This window comes from Streptomyces yatensis (assembly GCF_018069625.1).
Lineage (GTDB): Bacteria > Actinomycetota > Actinomycetes > Streptomycetales > Streptomycetaceae > Streptomyces > Streptomyces yatensis.
Window position 1 is genome coordinate 1163123 of sequence record NZ_CP072941.1, and the last position, 17398, is coordinate 1180520.

The 17398-nt window shown below is 72.2% G+C and carries 16 protein-coding genes; 7 read left to right on the top strand and 9 right to left on the bottom strand.

The features are described from left to right. Positions 1 to 18 precede the first annotated feature (18 nt). The 3 genes from J8403_RS04165 to J8403_RS04175 all read right to left on the bottom strand — a co-directional run bounded on the left by J8403_RS04165 (position 19) and on the right by J8403_RS04175 (position 1502). Positions 19 to 336, bottom strand: coding sequence for a hypothetical protein (locus J8403_RS04165; RefSeq protein ID WP_211121918.1), 318 nt, complete (start codon positions 334 to 336; stop codon positions 19 to 21). 111 nt (positions 337 to 447) lie between these two features. After that, positions 448 to 1020: a hypothetical protein gene (locus J8403_RS04170; protein WP_211121919.1), complete on the bottom strand. Its 573-nt coding sequence runs from the start codon at positions 1018 to 1020 to the stop codon at positions 448 to 450. A 155-nt stretch (positions 1021 to 1175) separates the two neighbouring features. Next, positions 1176 to 1502 (bottom strand): MmcQ/YjbR family DNA-binding protein, encoded by a 327-nt coding sequence (locus tag J8403_RS04175; RefSeq protein WP_211121920.1) that lies wholly within the window; start codon positions 1500 to 1502, stop codon positions 1176 to 1178. Positions 1503 to 1555: 53 nt separating this feature from the next. On the opposite strand from J8403_RS04175, the gene J8403_RS04180 reads away from it, so the two are divergent. After that, entirely contained in the window at positions 1556 to 2215 is a 660-nt protein-coding gene (locus J8403_RS04180) for a PhzF family phenazine biosynthesis protein (protein ID WP_211121921.1), read from the top strand. 45 nt (positions 2216 to 2260) lie between these two features. Here J8403_RS04180 and J8403_RS04185 read toward each other — a convergent pair whose 3' ends face one another. Together J8403_RS04185 and J8403_RS04190 are read right to left on the bottom strand one after the other, a co-directional pair. After that, complete coding sequence (locus tag J8403_RS04185; RefSeq protein ID WP_211121922.1) at positions 2261 to 3184, bottom strand: pseudouridine-5'-phosphate glycosidase; 924 nt, start codon at positions 3182 to 3184, stop codon at positions 2261 to 2263. Further along, the gene (locus J8403_RS04190) at positions 3181 to 4317 is read right to left on the bottom strand and encodes a PfkB family carbohydrate kinase (RefSeq protein ID WP_211121923.1); all 1137 of its coding nucleotides are present in this window, start codon (positions 4315 to 4317) and stop codon (positions 3181 to 3183) included. The genes J8403_RS04185 and J8403_RS04190 overlap by 4 nt, the downstream gene beginning before the upstream one ends. A 166-nt stretch (positions 4318 to 4483) precedes the next feature. Here J8403_RS04190 and J8403_RS04195 point away from each other — a divergent pair, with 166 nt between their 5' ends. From J8403_RS04195 to J8403_RS04210, 4 genes are all read left to right on the top strand, one after another. Continuing rightward, complete coding sequence (locus J8403_RS04195) at positions 4484 to 5386, top strand: ATP-grasp domain-containing protein (RefSeq protein ID WP_211121924.1); 903 nt, start codon at positions 4484 to 4486, stop codon at positions 5384 to 5386. 52 nt (positions 5387 to 5438) lie between these two features. Further along, a complete protein-coding gene (locus J8403_RS04200; RefSeq protein WP_211121925.1) occupies positions 5439 to 6311 on the top strand; it encodes an ATP-grasp domain-containing protein in 873 nt (290 codons plus the stop codon). Positions 6312 to 6472: 161 nt separating this feature from the next. Further along, a complete protein-coding gene (locus tag J8403_RS04205; protein ID WP_211121926.1) occupies positions 6473 to 7228 on the top strand; it encodes a thioesterase II family protein in 756 nt (251 codons plus the stop codon). A 355-nt stretch (positions 7229 to 7583) separates the two neighbouring features. Continuing rightward, a complete protein-coding gene (locus J8403_RS04210) occupies positions 7584 to 8738 on the top strand; it encodes a baeRF10 domain-containing protein (RefSeq protein WP_211121927.1) in 1155 nt (384 codons plus the stop codon). 202 nt (positions 8739 to 8940) lie between these two features. On the opposite strand, the gene J8403_RS04215 is transcribed toward J8403_RS04210, so the two are convergent. Both J8403_RS04215 and J8403_RS04220 read right to left on the bottom strand, forming a co-directional pair. After that, the gene (locus J8403_RS04215) at positions 8941 to 10155 is read right to left on the bottom strand and encodes a DUF4032 domain-containing protein (protein WP_211121928.1); all 1215 of its coding nucleotides are present in this window, start codon (positions 10153 to 10155) and stop codon (positions 8941 to 8943) included. 30 nt (positions 10156 to 10185) lie between these two features. Next, positions 10186 to 10797 carry a TetR/AcrR family transcriptional regulator gene (locus tag J8403_RS04220; protein ID WP_211121929.1) on the bottom strand — a complete coding sequence of 204 codons (612 nt, stop codon included), beginning with the start codon at positions 10795 to 10797 and terminating at the stop codon, positions 10186 to 10188. A 174-nt stretch (positions 10798 to 10971) separates the two neighbouring features. On the opposite strand from J8403_RS04220, the gene J8403_RS04225 reads away from it, so the two are divergent. After that, entirely contained in the window at positions 10972 to 11748 is a 777-nt protein-coding gene (locus tag J8403_RS04225) for an SDR family NAD(P)-dependent oxidoreductase (RefSeq protein WP_211121930.1), read from the top strand. Between the two features lie 40 nt (positions 11749 to 11788). Further along, positions 11789 to 12532, top strand: a complete 744-nt coding sequence (locus tag J8403_RS04230) for an AraC family transcriptional regulator (RefSeq protein ID WP_211121931.1) — start codon at positions 11789 to 11791, stop codon at positions 12530 to 12532. Positions 12533 to 12546: 14 nt separating this feature from the next. Here J8403_RS04230 and J8403_RS04235 read toward each other — a convergent pair whose 3' ends face one another. After that, positions 12547 to 14418: a CASTOR/POLLUX-related putative ion channel gene (locus J8403_RS04235; protein ID WP_211121932.1), complete on the bottom strand. Its 1872-nt coding sequence runs from the start codon at positions 14416 to 14418 to the stop codon at positions 12547 to 12549. A gap of 183 nt (positions 14419 to 14601) precedes the next feature. Further along, the gene (locus tag J8403_RS04240) at positions 14602 to 17292 is read right to left on the bottom strand and encodes a SpoIIE family protein phosphatase (RefSeq protein WP_211121933.1); all 2691 of its coding nucleotides are present in this window, start codon (positions 17290 to 17292) and stop codon (positions 14602 to 14604) included. Positions 17293 to 17398: the final 106 nt, after the last annotated feature.

Sequence of the window (17398 nt, forward strand, 5' to 3'; positions counted from 1 at the left end):
CTCTCCCTCCGCGGCCGCTCACCGGCCCTGTCGTGACACGCGCCGGGTGACGCAGGCCGACACGGCGTGGCGTACGGCGCGCAGCACGGCACGGCAGCGCGAGAGATACCGGGCCGGGCGGGAGCGGCGGACCGGGCGCGGTGCGGGCGATGGGGCCGGTGCGGACGCCGCTACGGCCTCGGCCACGTCCTGAACGGTGGTGTCCACCGGCTCGGGAGCGGCCGGATCGGCCGGGGGCGGCGACGGATCGGTGGTCCTGGCCTGCGGGGTGACGGGGCGCCGGGTGGCTTCTGCGCGCATCATCGCGCGCATGGCGGCATAGACATCGATGGGCATGCGGATACTCCTGCGGTCTCGGACGTCCGATGGCTGAGCGGGCAGGGCACACCGCATCCGGAATCCGCGGGGCAGCCGCGGAAACGGGATGGTGGAGGTGCCCGGGCCCGGTCAGCAGCGCAGGACGACGGACCGTGAGGAGAGCAGACCGGCCGGGGTGTCGCCCCCGGCGGCGAACGCGCCGCCGCCCGTCGCGGGGTCGGCGGGGCGACCGCGGACCGCGACGAGCACGAGGGGGCCGAGGGACGTCGTGAGGGAGCGATGGGCGCCGAACGAGGCGCCGTGGACCACCCGCCCGGCATGCCGCGCCGGATGCCCGGCACCGTCCCGGGCGAGGAGCTTGGCCGACGCCGAAGAGGGGGAGCGTTCGTCCTCGGTCTCCGGCGCCGACGGAACAGGCGCCGGGACGACGGGAGCACCCGCGGGGGCGGACGCGGCGAGGCCCCGGGCCGGGGCGGGAGCACCGGCGTCACCGGGCAGGGACGCGGCCGGGGCCGGGGCCGGGGCCGGAGCCGGGTTCGGAGGCCCGGCCACGCACTGGTCGGGCCCGGTGGACGGCGAGTCGCGGACGACCCCCAGGGCCAGCACGGCATGCAGCAACGTGACCGCCAGCAGCAGGAGGACGGCGGCCGCGCACGGGCCGCCGCACACCGCGGGGCGGTTCGTGTCGCGGCCGTGCACCATGCGGCCTCCCTCGCTGATCCCCCTCAAGGGAACCCGGCACAGCGGAAGATGGCACTCCGATTACCGGGAAAAGTCCATACTTTCACCCGTGTCGGTTATCTCCTCGAACGCACATATCGTCACATTTCGAGGAGTTGCCGGTCGCCGTGGTGTGTTCATTCGAGCAGCGTGGCCGGTGCGGCCTGCCGCCAGGAGTCCAGCAGGATGTCCCGCAGCTCATCGAGGTCCTCCAGCGCGGCGAGCCGCACCCGCACCCAGGCCGAACTCGCCTCATGGGCGGCGACCCAGAACTTCTCCGGCTCCGCCAGCACCAACTCCTTCCGCTCCTCCTTCGGACATCTGACGGCCATCGAGGTCTCGTCCTCGGGCAAGGTGGCGAACATCTTCCCGGCGACCCGGAAGGTGGGCATCGACCAGGCGATCTTCTCTGTGGTCTCCGGCAGCGACAGGGCGACGGCGCGGACATCGTCGGAGGTGGTCATGGCCCGACCGTAGAACACCCCATCGACAGGCGCGCCCGTGCTTGAATGCCCAGGTGACGGATCTGGACGTGCTCAAGGTGTTCTGCGGGCCCTATGGCCGCGGTGGCAATGAACTCGGCGTGGTGCGGGACGGCGCCGCGGTGGCCGGCGAGGCGGAGCGGCAGCGGGTCGCCGCCCGGCTGGGGTTCAGCGAGACCGTGTTCGTGGACGATCCGGAGCGCGGCGTCGTCGACATCTACACCCCGAGCGTCCGGCTGCCCTTCGCGGGCCATCCGCTGGTGGGCACCGCCTGGCTGCTGGACCTGCCCGAGCTGCTGCCGCCCGCCGGTGAGGTCTCCGCGCGCCAGGACGGCGAGTTCACCTGGATCACCGGCCGGCCCGCCTGGGCGGCCGGGCGGCGCACCCGGCAGTACGCCTCCCCGGAGGAGGTCGAGGCGCTGCCCACCCCTCCCGAGGGCGAAGGCTGGCTGTACGCCTGGGCGTGGCAGGACGAGGCCGCGGGCCGGGTGCGGGCGCGCGCCTTTCCCCGCCGCGGGGACGGGATCGTCGAGGACGAGGCCACCGGCGCCGCCGCCCTGATTCTCTCGGGCGAGCTGGGCCGCGCCCTCAACATCACCCAGGGCGTGGGGTCGCAGATCCTCACCGGTCCCCAGCCGGACGGCTCCATCGAGATCGGTGGCCGGGTCGAGCTCGCCGAGGTCCGCTCGCTGTAGCCGGTCGGCCGCCCCGAGCCCCGGCGGTGGTCCGGGCGGTCGCGGTCAGCGCGTACGGGCGTAGTGGATCGCGATCCGCGCCCCGAGCCGCGCGTTGTTCTTGACCAGGGCGATATTGGTCCGCAGGCTCTCGCCCCCGGTCAACTCGACGATCCGGCCCAGCAGATACGGGGTCGCGTCCTTGCCGCCGATTCCCGCCTCCGCCATCTCGGCGAGGGCCTGCTCGATGATGCCGTCGATCCGCTCGGCGGGGATCTCCGCGGCCTCGGGCACCGGATTGGCGATGCTCAGCCCCGCCGTCATGCCCAGCTCCCACTGGGCGCGCATGGTGGCGGCGATCTCCTCGGGCGAGTCGACGCGCAGCGGGGAGCGGAAGCCGCTCACCCGCGAGTAGAAGGCGGGGAAGTCGTCGGTGCCGTAGGTGAGCACCGGAACGCCCAGGGTCTCCAGCTTCTCCAGGGTCAGTCCGATGTCGAGGATGCTCTTGACCCCGGCGCTGATGACGGCCACCGGGGTGGTGGCGAGCTCGGTGAGATCCGCGCTGATGTCGAAGGAGTGCTCCGCTCCCCGGTGCACTCCGCCGATGCCACCGGTGACGAAGACCCGGATCCCGGCGAGCGCGGCGAGCCGCATGGTGGACGCCACGGTGGTGGCGCCGTGGCCACCGCGCGCGATGACATGGGCGAGGTCGCGCACGCTGACCTTGCCGACGTCCGGGCTGGTGGCGAGCAGTTCGAGGTCGGCCCGGTCCAGACCGGCGCGTGGCGTGCCGTGGAGGACGGCGATGGTGGCGGGGACCGCTCCCTCGGCGCGAATGATCTCCTCGACCTCGGTGGCCATCTCGACGTTCTGCGGATACGGCATGCCGTGGCTGATGATCGTGGACTCCAGCGCGACCACGGGCCGGCCGTCGCGCAGGGCCTCCGCGACCTCCTCGGTGAGGCTCAGCCGGGGGTGAGGGGTGGTCATGTGGTCCTCCGCAGCGGTGCGTCGAGCGCGTCCTCGATCAGACGCGGGGTCAGGTCGGCTCGTACGGTGGCGGGGGTGGCCACGGTCAGCGCGGCGGCGGCGTGGCCGTAGCGGGCGGCGTCGACCGGGTCGGCGCCACCGAGCAGGGCGTGCGCGAACGCGCCGAGCATCGCGTCGCCGGCCCCGGTGACGTCGTGTACCTCGGCCGGTGGCGCCTCCAGTGGCACCCGGCCCTCGTCGAGGGTGCTCAGCAGGGAGCCGCGCGCACCGAGCCGCACCCACACATGCCGCACGCCGTGCTCATGGAGGAGGGCCACGGCCCCGAGCAGCTCCGGGTCGTCCGCGGCGGCGTCCCCGTCGAGGTCCCGGCCGGCCAGCGCGCCCAGCTCCGCCACGTTCGGTGTGACGGCGAAGACCGGCCGCCCGGTGGCGAACAGCGGGGCCAGAAGGGCCGCCTTGGGGACGCTCACCGGGTCGATCAGCGTCTGGACGCCGGTGGTGGCGGCGATGTCCAGGACGTACGAGAGCACCCGTGGGGAGAGGTTCCCGTCCAGCACCAGCAGACCGGCGTGGCCGATCAGCTCACGCGCGGTGTGCAGATGCTCGGGGCTCAGCGCGTCGGTGGCGGCCATGTCGGCGATGGCCACGACCAGATCGCCGTCGGCGTCCAGCACCGCCGTATAGGTGCCGGTGGGATGCGGGCCGCGGTGCACATGGTCGACGCTCACCCCGGCGGCCCGGGTCTCGCTCAGCAGCCGCTCCCCCGCCGCGTCCTGACCCACGGCGGCGATGAGATGGGTGGGGGTGCCCAGCCGGGCGAGGTTCTCGGCGATATTGCGGCCGACCCCGCCGGGGCTGGTGTGGGACCGGCCCGGATTGCTGGTGCGATACGCGACGGGTGCCAGGCTGCGCACCTTGATGTCCACATTGGCGCCGCCGATGACCACCACCGCGTGTTCCCGGCGCAGGATGTAACCGCGCCCCAGGATGGCGCCCTTCTTGCCCAGGTTGGAGAGATGGACGTTGACCGCGGCCCGGGTGGTCCCGAGGGCATCGGCGATGGACTGGGCCCCGGCCAGGGGGTCCCGTCGCAGCAGCGCGAGAATCTCCCGTTCCCTGCGCGTCAGCATCATGCTCAGCAGAGTAAAGGACCCTTAGCCCGATAAACAGGCCACTGACACCCATGGGTTGGCCCAGGAGATCGTAAAAGAACGGCGGATGACATCCTGGGAAGCCATGGCGCGCCGGACACTCTCGGCAGCAGCCCGGGAACCTGTCCGGTGACGAGGAAGAAGGCCGATGAGACTCTGCTTTCTGGTGGAGGAGCGCTATCGCCATGACGGGATGCCCCGTGAGGTGATCCGTCAGCTCTCCGCCTGGGGCCACCAGGTGGACGTGGTCCGGCCCGGCCGTTCCCTGCTGCGGATGTCCGATGCGGTGCGGGCGGGCAGCCATGACGCCTGGGTGCTCAAGACGGTGTCCGGAGGCCCCGGGCTGACGCTGCTGGAGGCCGCGTCGGCGGTCGGGCTGACCACCGTCAACGACGCGCGCGCCATCCGCGGCGTACGGGACAAGGCGCTGGCGGCCGCCATCGGGCGCAGCCGGGGGCTGCCGTTGCCGCCCACCTACGCGGCGGCCCGGCCCGAGGCGCTGGAGGAGATACCGGAGGCCGAGTTCCCGCTGGTGGTCAAGCCCGCGGACGGCAGCTCCGGGCGGGCCGTACGGCTGGTGCCGACGCCGGACCGGCTGCGGGCGCTGCGTGCCGAACTGGCCGTGGAGGGCATGCTCATCGCCCAGCCCTATGTGCCGAATTCGGGCATCGACCTCAAGGTGTACTGCGTGGACGGGGAGTTGCACGCGACCGAGCGGAGCTCACCGCTCAGCCCCGACGGGGGCGCCCGCGGCCGTCGGGTACGGCTGTCCGCCGAAGTGGCGGCCATCGCCGCCGAGGTGGGCGCGGTCTACGGCCTCGATCTGTACGGGGTGGATGTGCTGCTGGGCCCGGACGGGCCGGTGGTCGTCGATGTGAACGACTTCCCCAGCTTCAAGGAGGTGCCGGACGCGGCGGCCCGGGTGGGGCGTGCGGTACTGGAGTTGGCGCGCAGGGGCGGCGCCCGGTCCGGGGCGGCGTTCGTCGGCGCCCTCACCGAGCCGGTGCTGGCTCCGGAGCCGGTCCCGGCCGTGGCCACGGGCCGGCTATGAACGCGGGCCGCGGCCACGGGCCGGATAGGGCCGCGACGGTGAGCGGCGGCCGATGAGGATCGGTCTGATCACCGCCGACCCCGGTCATCAACTCCTCGCCGACACGGCGCAGTTGCTGTCGCCCCACCATGAGGTGGTGGCGATCGATCCGGGCGGCCACGAGGCCGGGGCGCGGGCCCCGGCCGACCCCGGGGCACACGCGGCCGCCCCCTCGGAAGACGCGGCCGGCCCCGGGGAACTCGCCGATGTCTATCTGCTGAAGGCCCGGACGCCGCATGCGCTGGCGCTCGCCCGGTCCCTGGAGCGGCGCGGCGCCCCGGTGGTGAACTCCGCCGCGGCCACCGCCCTGTGCCAGGACCGGACGGCGATGGCCGACGTGGCGCTCCGCGCCGGTCTGCCGTTCGCCCCCACCCGTACCGTGGCCTCGCTCGCCGGGCTGATGGCGGAGCGGCTGCCTCGCCCCGTCGTCGTCAAGAGCCGCCACAGCCGCCGCCACGACCTGGTGGCCCGCGTCGACGACGCCGCACGGCTGCGCGTCCTGGGCGCCGACTGGGCGGATGAGCCCGTCGTGGTGCAGGACTTCACCCCGAACGACGGCTGGGACCACAAGCTGTGGGTGATCGCGGGCCGGGTGTTCGCCGCGCTGCGCCGGTCGGAACTGGCGGCCGGCGGCCGCGGTCCGAGCCTGCCGCTCGCCCTGGACGCACTGCCCCCGGGCTGGCTGGATCCGGTGCGCCACGTCGGTTCGGTGTTCTCGCTGGAGGTCTACGGCGTGGATCTGATCGACGCGGGCCGCGGCGCCCCGCTGATCGTGGACATCAACGCCTTTCCGGGGATCCGCGGTCAGGCCGGCGCCCCCGAGGCGCTGGCGGCCCTGGCCCTGCGGACCGCCGAACGGGGCGGACTCACCGCGCCCCGCCCATGACCGACACGAGGGAAATACTAGGGGACTCCCGTCCTAAATAGGGGTGGTCGCAGGCCGGACCGGAGCGGCAGGGTGGTCTACTGGTCTCCGCGCGACCCGAGGCACGCGCGCGACAGCCATACGACAGCCGCCGCGAAACGAGCGGCGCGAAAGGACATCACGTGACCGCACACCCCACCGGCACAAGCCTGTGGATCAGGCAGTTCCACCCCGCGCCGGCCGCGGCGACGCGACTCATCTGCCTGCCCCACGCCGGCGGGTCCGCCTCCTACTACTTCCCCGTCTCCAAGGCGCTCTCGCCCACGGTCGATGTGCTCGCCGTGCAGTACCCGGGGCGCCAGGACCGGCGCAACGAGAAGTGCATAGACACCATTGCCGACCTGGCCGACGCGCTGGTGCCGGAGCTGCTGCCCTATACGGACAAGCCGGTGGCGCTTTTCGGCCACAGCATGGGCGCCACCCTCGCCTTCGAGGTCGCCCTGCGCCTGGAGCAGAAGGGCGTGGTGCCGGTGGCGCTGTTCGCCTCGGGGCGGCGCGCCCCCTCCTGCCACCGTGACGAGTCCGTCCACCTCCGCGACGACGACGGGCTGATCGCCGAGGTGAAGGCGCTCGCCGGGACCGACACCCAGCTCCTGGGCGACGACGAGATCCTCCGGATGGTGCTGCCCGCCATCCGCAGCGACTACAAGGCGGCCGAGACCTACCGCTACACCCCCGGCCCGCAGCTGGCGACGCCGATCCACGCGCACGTGGGGGACGACGACCCCAAGGCGAGTGTCGAGGAGGCCCGCGCCTGGGGCGAGCACACCACCGGTGGCTTCGACCTCCAGGTCTACTCCGGCGGCCACTTCTACCTCAACGACGAGGCCCCGCGCGTCATCGCGTCGATCCGGAAGGTGCTGACCGAGCAGTCCTGAGCGCCCGCCCGGCCGGGATCACGGGGTGGCCGCCCCGACGATGCACGGGGCGATATCGCCGTAGGCGGTTCGCGGAACCCGCGCTCGTAGGTGCCGCGGCGGAGTGCCCCTCCTGGCCGGGCTCTTCCAGGCCGCCGAGGTGTCCCCGGCCAGAGGCCGACGTGAGTTCGGTTCACTTTGGAGGGAAGCCGACCAGCACGGATCACGGTCACACCGTGTCCAGTGTTCCGCTGAGAGTAATCCCAGCCTGAACTCGATGATGAGTCGATCTCCGGGTTGCGTTTGCCTCTCCCGCGACCACCGCGTTACCTGGAAAGAGGCGCAGTGAGGCTCACCGTCGCGGCGAGGAGCGGCCATGATCACGCAAGAGCAGGTCGACCGGGTCCTGCGGTTGAGCGGGAACGGTCTTCCGTGTGTGTCCCTCTACGTCCCCGTGCTGCCCGAGCAGCCCGGCCGCAGCACATTCATGACCCGGGTGGCCAGTCTGCTGGACGGCATCCGGCCGCTCTCATCGGACAGCTCGCTCGATCATGCCGCGCGGCTCTCGCTCCGCGAGGACATCGTGAAGCTGGAGAAGTCGCTGGCCTTCGAGCCGCACCAGCCCGGCGCCGTCGCCGTCTTCGCCTGCAGCGGCAAGGATGTGTACGAGGAGGTGTGGCTGCCACGCCCCACCCGCGAGCGCATCGTGGTGGACTCCGATCCGTACGTCCGCCCCATGCTGGCCGTGCTGGATGAGTACGACCGTGCCTGCGCCGTCATCGTGGACCGGGGGACCGGCCAGATCTGGGAGCACTACCTCGACCAGGCCCGGGAGCTGGAGGCGATCCGCGACCGTACGCTGCGCAAGCCCGACTACGCTGCGGGGCTGGCCGAGGACAAGGTCCGCAACAAGGCCGATGAGCTGAGCAAACGCCACTTCCGGAAGCTGATCGGCGAGCTCAAGCAGCTGTTCGGAAGGCGGGCCTTCGATGTGCTCGTGGTCGGCGGGCACTCCTACGAAGTGCCGAACTTCCTTCAGTTCCTCCCCCGTGACCTGCGGGACCGGCTGATCGGCGATTTCACCGTCGACCGTGAGAACGCGACCCCCGCGGACATCAGAAACCGGGTGCAGAAGATCGTCTCCGACCACGCCCACCAGGAACAACGGCGGCTCGTGGGCGACATCCTGGAGGCCAAGGCAGCCGGGCGGCCGCCGAGTGCCGTGGGGCTGGACGAGACGCTGTGGGCGGCGTCGCTGGCCGCGGTCGGCACACTGGCGGCGGACGAGGAGGCGGCCGCCCCCGGGGTCGTCTGCGACCGGGACGGGCTCCTCGCCCGCTCGGGCAAGAGCTGTCCGCTGTGCGGCGATCCGCTGCGCGAGGTCCCCGACATCATCGATGCGCTGGTCGAAACCGTCATTGACGACGGGGGCGAGATCCGCCATATCGAGCCGGAGACCGAGCTGCGCACCCAGCTGACCGGGGCTCTACTGCGCTTCGAGCTCCCGCCGCGGCCGACCGCCACGGGATAGCCCGCCCCGGCCCGGGCGGCCACGGTGGGCGGACCACTCGACCAGGCCGCGGCGACGAGCCGGCGGGTGCGCGCAAGGACCGCGGTGGGCCCGGTCCGGCGGATCTCCGGCGGACGGGGCCCGGCAGAGGTGTGCGGGCGGCGCCGCGGGACCCACGGTGGCCCGGCCGGTCCGAGGTGGCCGAGCCGGAGCCGCGGGGTGCTCAGCCGTGCGGCCGGTCCGCCAGGACGGTGCGTATGTAGTCCTCGACGGTGGCGTCCAGGCCCACGTCACGCCCGGCCCGCTCGGACAACAGCCAGCGGTGTTCGAGCAGTTCGTAGTAGATCTGCGCGGTGTCGGTGACACCGCGCAGATCCTTGGGAACGGCCCGCACGGTGGGCCGGAAGACATCGCGGACCCACCGGTGGGCGAGCACCTCCGGGCGCGCGCCGAGCGGATCACCGGGCGCGTAGTCGTCCTGTGTGGCCATCCAGGTCTCCAGGTCGTTCAGGAGGCTGCGGGCCTGGTTCTCCTCGGCGTCCAGTCCGGTCAGCCGCAGCAACTGCCGCTGGTGGTGGCCCGCGTCGACGACCTTGGGCACGAAGGTGACGGCGTCGCCGTCGGGTGAGCGCTCGATCTGCATCTCCGCCACGTCGAACCCGAGGTCGTTCAGGCGCCGGACGCGCTGGTCGATGGCGTGGCGCTGGGCGAGCGGATAGACCGACTGGCGGGTCAGCTCATGCCACAGGTCGCAGTAGCGCTCGGCGATGGCCTCGCCGAAGAGCACCGGGTCGACCGAGGGGTGCAGGGAACCGCTCGCCTCCAGGTCCATCAGCTCGCCCGCGATGTTCACCCGCGCCACCTCGACGTCGTAATCCCGCTGTCCGCTGGTGAGCTTGGGCTGGATCTGCCCGGTCTCGGCGTCGACCAGATAGGCGGCGTACGCGCCCGCGTCACGCCGGAAGAGGGTGTTGGACAGCGAGCAGTCGCCCCAGGCGAACCCGGCCAGATGCAACCGCACCAGCAGCACCGCGAGCGCGTCGAGCAGCCGCCGGATGGTGCTCGGCCGCATGGTCGTCTGGAACATCGAGCGATAGGGCTGCGAGCCCACCAGATGGCGGGTGATCAGCGCCGGTTCCAGCGGTTCGCCGTGCTCGTCGGCGCGCCCGGTCACCACCGCGAGCGCGTCCACCGCGGGGACCGCGAGCCGGTCCAGGTCGCGCAGCAGCCCGTACTCCCGTACGGCCGCCCACTCGCCGACCTCCTTGACGGCGACGATCTCGCCGCCCGCCTGGGCGAAGCGGACGACATGGCGGGAGATGCCCCGGGGCAGCGCGACCAGGTGCTCCTCCGGCCAGTCCGCCAGCGGGATGTTCCACGGCAGATCGAGCAGCGACGCCGGATGCTCGGGCGAGGTGGCGGTGATCTGCAGCTCCATGACACCCCAGTGTGCGGTACGGAGGTGTGATCAGACCCGGCCGGGCAGGGGGGTGCTCGCCGGTGCGCGCATTCCGTCGAGGACGACCGTGACACACCGTTCGGCCTGGAGCCGGTCGGCGGGGAGGTCCAGTACACAGGCTCCGGCGGCGGCCGCCCTGGCCAGGAACGGAATGTCCCGCCAGGACAGATCGGCGCGCAGCACGCCGTCCCGCTGGGCGCGTTCGGTCAGCCGCCGTACGCGATCGAGCAGGGTGCGGCGGGCGGCGGCCACCTGGGGTCCGCCGCGATCGTCGAGGGAGTCCGAGAGCCCCGCGTTCTCCCCGGTGCGCAGGGCGAGGGCGGTGAAGAACCGGGTGAAGGCCGGCCAGGACTCGTCCTCGCCCAGGGCCTGTTCGGCGCTGTCGGCGAGTTCGCCGAGCACATCGAGGAGGACGGCTTCCAGCAGTTGGGCCCGCTCGGGGAAGCGACGGTAGACCGTGCCGACGCCGACCCCGGCCAGCCGCGCGATCTCGTGGTAGCTGACGTCGAAGCCATGGGCGGCCACCGCCTGGCGTGCGGCGGCCAGGACGCGGGCGGCGTTGCGCCGCGCGTCCGCGCGCGGCGGTCTGGGGGGCCGCTGAGCGGAGGGCATGCCCGTCATGTCCCCAGCCTAGTCAGAAGTGGACAGAAACTGTCCACCTCCGTACGCTGAACTCTAAGCGGACAAGATCTGTCCATTTAGCCGGCGGCACCACGGCCACGTACCCCATCGGCCGCTCGCCACACGTCCCCGCCGCACGACCGAACAGCGCACGACCGAACAGGAGCCACGGCCATGAGCCATCTCGACGGCACCACCGCGGTGATCACCGGGGGCAGCGAGGGCCTCGGCTACGCCATCGCCGACGCGTTCGCCACCGAGGGCGCCGACCTGGTGCTGCTCGCCCGCGACCGGGAGAAGCTCGACCGGGCCCGGCACACCCTGGCCGGACACGGCACCACCGTACGCACCCTCTCCGTCGACCTGGCCGACCCCGGCGCCGTGACCACCGCCGCGCGTCAGGTGCTCGCGCTCACCGAACGGGTGGACACCCTGGTCAACAACGCGGGCACGGCACACTTCAGCCCGCTCGCCCAGACCTCCGCCGACTCCTTCGACGCCATGCTCCACCTCAATGTCCGGGTGCCCTTCCTCCTCGCCCAGGCGCTGCTGCCCGCGCTCGTCGCGGGCCGCGGCAGCATCATCAACATCAGCAGCTACTGGGCACACAAGATGGTCGCCGACCGTCCGTCGGCGGCCTACTCCGCCACGCGTGGCGCCATCAACGCGATGACCCGGGCCCTCGCCAATGAGCTGGGCCCCTCCGGCGTCCGGGTCAACGGCATCGCCCCCGGGGCCGTACGCACCCCCACCTACGAACGGGACCATCTCGGCCCGATGAGTGCCGAGGAGCGCGACGGCCACGACCGCCGCACCCGGGACGCCTATCCCCTGGGCCGCGTCGGGGAACCCCACGAGGTGGCCGCCGCGGCCGCCTTCCTCGCCTCCCCGCAGGCCGGCTGGACCACCGGCACCATCATGAACGTGGACGGCGGACTGACCGTCCGCTGACGGCCCGGGCAGAGTCCGGCAGCCGATAAAATGGCCTTTGATGCCGAGAATCCGCCACACTCCCCAGGCGACGACGGGCCTGCGTCCGCTGCCCGCCGGTGGCGGCATCGACGCTCATCGGCATGACGAGCACCAGATCGTCTACGCCGGGCGAGGAGTGCTGGCCGTCACCACCGACGCGGGCAGCTGGATCGCGCCCGCCAACCGGGCGCTGTGGATTCCGGCCGGGACCGTCCATGAGCACCGCGCGTACGGCGCCACCGACCTCCATCTGGTGGGGCTGGCGGTGGCGGACAATCCGCTGGGGCTGGAGCAGCCCGCGGTCCTCGGCGTCGGCCCGCTGCTGCGCGAGCTGATCATCGAATACACCGCGCGGCCGGCGGACACCGGCGCCGAACGCCGCCGGTTGCGGGCCGTACTGCTCGATCAGCTCCGGCACTGTGCCGAGCAGCCCGTGCATGTGCCCGCCGCCGGGGACCCGCGGCTGGCCGCGGTGTGCGGCCTCCTCCACGACGACCCGGCGGACAACCGGACGCTGCGGCAGCTGGGGGCCGCGGTCGGGGTCGGCGAGCGCACCCTGACCCGGCTGTGCGCGGCGGAGCTGGGCATGACCTTCCCGCAGTGGCGCACCCAGCTGCGGTTGCACCACGCCCTGCGGATGCTGGCCGAGGGCGTCCCGGTCACGGCGGTCGCCCATCGGTGCGGCTGGGCGTCCAGCAGCGCCTTCATCGATGTCTTCCGCCGGGCCTTCGGCCACACCCCCGGCGCCCACCGCACGCTCTGACGTCCGGCCCCCGTTCAGTCCTCGGCCAGCACCACGACCGTATCGCCCTCCCCCAGGGTCAGCGGCGCCGTCTTGGACGGGTTGAGGTGGACGCCGTAGAGCGGTGGCTCATCGCTCTGCCGGGCCAGCCGGTAGCCGATGGCCGTCTCACCGCGCTGGCGGGCCGCCTCGATGACGGTGGCGAAGTTGGCCTCCGCGCCGGGTATCAGATAGCTGGGCGCGGGTTTGAGGTAGATCTCGGAGCCCTCCGGGTCGAAGAGGTCGGCGAAGACCGCGTACAGATGGCGGTTCTCGGTGAGCTGGGTCAGCAGAAGGCTGATCACCTTGGTGGAGACGATGAAGTCGTCGGCCTTGGTGACCTGCGCGACCTCGCGGTTGGCGTCGTCGTGCATCTCGGTGACGATCGAGTACGGATCGCCCAGCTGGATCTCGATGTCGCGCAGGTGGAGCAGGGTGACCAGGGTGCGGTCGTCGGACCGTCCGGGGTCGATCCCGTCGTCGGTGAGCACCACGATATGGCGGTAGTCGTCCAGCCCGAGTGCCTCCAGCGACGGGCGGCGGGTGGGTTCGCAGTGCTTGAAGCCGACCGTGAGGTTCTTCAGCTCCCGGTTCGCCTCCTCCCGGGGCGGGCGCGGGGCGGCGACGTCCACCACCGAGCCGGGTTTCACCAGGAGGTCGAGCTGCGCGATGATCTTCTCGGCACGGGAGTTCCAGCCGATCAGCAGGGTCCGGTCCGGTACCGGCGGCCGGAAAGCGGCCGTGGCCATCGCCGAGCGCACGATCCGGGGCCGGGTGGCCGCCACCTTGATGAGCAGATCGTCCTCGGCGACCATCAGCAGCCGGTCCCCGCGTTCGATCACGGTGTCCATGGCGGGGTTGACCAGCGCCTCGCCGTCCGCGCGCTGTACACCGATGGGCACTCCGAGCTCGAAGGCGTTCAGCGACTCCCCATAGGTGGCGCCGGCCAGTGCGGGCGCGTCCCAGGGGTAGATCTCGTTGCCGATGAAGCTGAGCAGTTCATTGAAGACGGTGGACAGACCGGACTGGCGGTGGGACTGCACGATCAGCCCGACCGCGATGTCATCGGCGTCGATGACCAGCGCGGTGTCCCCCGCGGCCAGCCGGGCGGCCGCCAGGTTCGCCGAACTCTGCACGGCGGCCACCACATTGGGCCGCGTCCCGGACCAGGTGCGGCCGTTGAGCAGCAGCAGCGTCTTGATGACGTCGATGTCGCTGTCGTCCCCGACGGGTGAGAGCACCATGATGGCCTTGGCGCTGTCCGGGCTCACCAGCTCCAGGTCGCCGCGCTGGAGCGGATTGCCGGAGCGGCAGATCACCCGGGTCTTCCCGGTGTCCGGGATGCGGCGCCGGATCTCGTCCTCCATGTCGACCTTGTCCCGGTCGGCGAGGATCACCACACAGGAGCGCCGCTCGCTCTGGTTGGCCTCCGCCAGCTCCGCTATCACCGTGAAGACCTGCTCCGACCAGCCCAGCACGATGGTGTGGCCGTGCTCGATCAGCCGTGAGGTGCCCTTGCGCAGCTGCTGGATCCGGGCCTCCAGGCCGGTGGTCATCACACCGATCAGCGCGCTGACGATGAAGATTCCGCCGATGGTCACGGTGAGCATGAGGACCAGGAACAGCGGCCGGCCCGTGTCCCCGCCCATCGTGCCCGGATCGAGGGTCCGCAGCAGGCTCATCCAGACGACGCCCAGCCAGCCACCGTTGTCCTCGGTGTCCTTGTGGGCGAAGGCGACCACCACCGCGGAGACCAGGGTGATCAACGCCAAGGAGGCCAGCCCCAGCCAGCCGATCAGCGCCGGGGTGCCACGGTCCATCGTCCCGTCGAACCAGTACCGCAGCCGCTCCCGCAGCCTCTTGCGCATGCCGCATTCCTCCATAGCCCATCGCGCCGCCGGACCCAACGGCCCGTGGTGAGCGGCGCTTTACGCCATGAGGGTGTCGTCTGACCCCGCTTCAGCGCCAATCGGGCGCCGCCGGTGACCAGCGGAGGGCCCGTCCGGCGGGCCGTCGGCGGGGCTCGTCGGCGGCCGTCCGGGGCGGCGGGGTCAGCCGGGGATGTCGTCCCACTGGTCGAGGAGGTCCTCGCCCTCGGTGTCGGCCAGCGGGAGCATCGGGTCGGTCAGCGGCTGCTCGGCCCAGATGATCTTGCCATTGGGGGTGTAACGGGTCCCCCAGCGCAGCGCGTACTGGGCGACGAGGAAGAGCCCTCGGCCGCCTTCGTCGGTGGTGGCGGCGCGGCGCAGATGCGGCGAGGTGCTGGAGCCGTCGGCCACCTCGCAGATGAGGGTGCGGGCGCGCAGCAACCGGACGCGGCTGGGGGCGCAGCCGTAGCGGATGGCGTTGGTCATCAGCTCGCTGAGGATGAGTTCGGTGGTGAAGGCGATGTCCTCCAGCCCCCATGCGGCGAGTTGCTCGGCGGCCTCGTTGCGGATGCGGGCGACCGCGGCGGGGTCGGAGGGCAGCTCCCACTCGGCGACGTGCCCGGGGTCCAGCAGATGGGTGCGGGCGACCAGCAGGGCGATGTCGTCGCCGGGGTGGGCGGAGGTCATGGTGTCGAAGACGGCCTGGCAGGTCTCCTCCGGTGTGCCCTCGGGCAGCCCGGCGAGGGTGCGGCGCAGGACGCCCAGGCCCTCGTCGAAGTCCCGGCCGCGGTCCCGGATCAGGCCGTCGGTGTACAGGGCCAGCCGGCTGCCCTCGGGCAGGTCCAGCTCGACGGTCTCGATGGGTTCGCCGCCCAGGCCCAGCGGCGGGGCGAGGGGGATGTCGGGGAAGGTCACGGTGGAGTCCGGCAGGACCACCGCCGGGCCCGGGTGGCCGGCGCCCGCCATCGTGCAGTGGCCGGAGACCGGGTCGTAGATGGCGTACAGACAGCTGGCGCCGCTGATCCCCGGGGCGTCGGTGCCCGATGCGGCCTGGTCCTGGTCGAACCGGCTGGCCAGCTCGTCGAGATGGGCGATGAGCTCATCGGGCGGCAGGTCGAGGGCGGAGAAGTTGTGCACGGCGGTGCGCAGCCGGCCCATGGTGGCGGCGGCGTGCAGTCCGTGGCCGACGACATCGCCGACGGCGAGGGCGACCCGGCCGCCGGGCAGGGGGATGACGTCGAACCAGTCGCCGCCGACTCCGGCCTGGGCGGGCAGATAGCGGTGGGCCACGTCCAGGGCGTCCTGGTCGGGCAGGCCCTGGGGCAGCAGGCTGCGCTGGAGGGTGGCCGCCATGGCGTGTTCGCGGGTGTAGCGGCGGGCGTTGTCGATGGCGACCGCGGCGCGGGCGACCAGCTCCTCGGTGAGCGCCACGTCGTCCTCGTCGAACGGGTCGGACTGCTCGGAGCGCCAGAAAGTGGCGATACCCAGGGTGACGTCCCGGGCCCGCAGCGGGATGGTGATCATCGAGTGGATGCCGTACGTGACGACCTTCGTCGCCTGTTCGGGGTCCTGCTCCTGCCATCCCTCATACGCCCGCAGATCCGCCTCGAGCACCGGCCGGCCCGCGCCGAAGCCCAGCGCCTGGGGCACGCCGCCGGCGTAGGTGATCATCTTGCCGACCCGCCACAGCGGATGGTCGGCCCGGATGCCGGAGGTGGCGGTGCGGCGCATGGCGTTGCCCGTGGGCTCGTCGCCGCGCAGCACGGGGTCCACCAGGTCGACGGTGGCGAAGTCGGCGAACCACGGGACGCCGAACTGGGTCAGCTCCTCGGCGGTCCGCACGACGTCCAGGGTGGTGCCGATCTTCGAGCCCGCCTCGAAGAGCAGCCTCAGCCGCCGCTCGGCCACTTCGGCCTTGCCGGACAGCGCGCGCAGTTCGGTGGAGTCACGGAGCGTGGCGACGCTTCCGGACATCCCGCCGTCCCACCGGGTGGGCCGCTGGTTGATGGCGAGCAGCCGGTCCCCGGCCAGATGCACCTCGTCGGTGGCGACCCGGCCCGAGGCGAGCAGCTCGGCGGTGCGCGGCTCGAGGCCGAGCTCGGTGATGGGGCGGCCCTCGGCGTCCCGGGGCAGCTCGAGCAGCCGGCCGGCCTCGTCGTTGGCGAGGACGAGACGGCCGTGGCTGTCGACGATGAGCACCCCTTCCCGCACGGAGTGCAGGACGGCGTCGTGGTGCTCGTACATGCGGGTCATCTGGGCGGGGCCGAGCCCTCGCGTCTGGCGCCGCAGCCGCCCGCCGACCAGCGCCGTCCCGCCGGTGGCGAGCGCGAGCGCACCGGCGGCGGAGCCGAAGACCAGCGGCAGCTGGCGCTCGACCCGGCCGCTCACATCCGCGGCGGTCATGCCGGCGCACACCACACCGGCCACGGTGCCGTTGGCCCGGGGGATCGGGACGGTGGCCTGGACCTCCCGGCCGAGGGGCCCCTGCACCGACTCGGTGACGATCTTGCCCTTCACCACGGGCCGCCAGTCGGCGACGAGCTCCTTGCCGATGAACTCCGGCCTGGGGTGGGTGTAGCGGATGCCCTTGGTGTTCGCCACGACCACGAAGTCCAGATGCGCCCGCTTACGGGTCTCCTCGGCCCGCGGCTGCAGCTGGGCGGTGGGATTCTCCGTGCCCATCGCGGACGCGATCCCCGGGGAGGTGGCGAAGGTCTGGGCGACCGCGGTCGCGCGGCGGACGGCCTCCTGCTCACTGTCGTTGCGCGCCTGGAGGATGAGCGCCGTCGTGGCCGCGACGATGAGCAGGCCGACGAGCAGCACTTGAACAGCGAAAACCTGCCCGGCGATGCTGCGTACGCTCAAGCTGCGCATGCTCAAGAACGAACGGAAGCGCTTCCGGGAGAGGGGGTGTGGGGCAGGTCCTGACCGACCGAAAACTCCGACCACGCACCCTTCCTACCATTTGTCACCCTCGGAT

Excerpts from the sequence above, each read along its gene's own strand:
- J8403_RS04225 (WP_211121930.1), top strand. The coding sequence starts at position 10,972 with ATGAGCCATCTCGACGGCACCACCGCGGTGATCACCGGGGGCAGCGAG.
- J8403_RS04200 (WP_211121925.1), top strand. The coding sequence starts at position 5,439 with ATGAGGATCGGTCTGATCACCGCCGACCCCGGTCATCAACTCCTCGCC.
- J8403_RS04165 (WP_211121918.1), bottom strand. The coding sequence starts at position 336 with ATGCCCATCGATGTCTATGCCGCCATGCGCGCGATGATGCGCGCAGAA.
- J8403_RS04235 (WP_211121932.1), bottom strand. The coding sequence starts at position 14,418 with ATGCGCAAGAGGCTGCGGGAGCGGCTGCGGTACTGGTTCGACGGGACG.
- J8403_RS04210 (WP_211121927.1), top strand. The coding sequence starts at position 7,584 with ATGATCACGCAAGAGCAGGTCGACCGGGTCCTGCGGTTGAGCGGGAAC.
- J8403_RS04170 (WP_211121919.1), bottom strand. The coding sequence starts at position 1,020 with ATGGTGCACGGCCGCGACACGAACCGCCCCGCGGTGTGCGGCGGCCCG.
- J8403_RS04190 (WP_211121923.1), bottom strand. The coding sequence starts at position 4,317 with ATGATGCTGACGCGCAGGGAACGGGAGATTCTCGCGCTGCTGCGACGG.
- J8403_RS04230 (WP_211121931.1), top strand. The coding sequence starts at position 11,789 with ATGCCGAGAATCCGCCACACTCCCCAGGCGACGACGGGCCTGCGTCCG.
- J8403_RS04215 (WP_211121928.1), bottom strand. The coding sequence starts at position 10,155 with ATGGAGCTGCAGATCACCGCCACCTCGCCCGAGCATCCGGCGTCGCTG.
- J8403_RS04175 (WP_211121920.1), bottom strand. The coding sequence starts at position 1,502 with ATGACCACCTCCGACGATGTCCGCGCCGTCGCCCTGTCGCTGCCGGAG.
- J8403_RS04240 (WP_211121933.1), bottom strand. The coding sequence starts at position 17,292 with ATGCGCAGCTTGAGCGTACGCAGCATCGCCGGGCAGGTTTTCGCTGTT.
- J8403_RS04220 (WP_211121929.1), bottom strand. The coding sequence starts at position 10,797 with ATGACGGGCATGCCCTCCGCTCAGCGGCCCCCCAGACCGCCGCGCGCG.
- J8403_RS04185 (WP_211121922.1), bottom strand. The coding sequence starts at position 3,184 with ATGACCACCCCTCACCCCCGGCTGAGCCTCACCGAGGAGGTCGCGGAG.
- J8403_RS04195 (WP_211121924.1), top strand. The coding sequence starts at position 4,484 with ATGAGACTCTGCTTTCTGGTGGAGGAGCGCTATCGCCATGACGGGATG.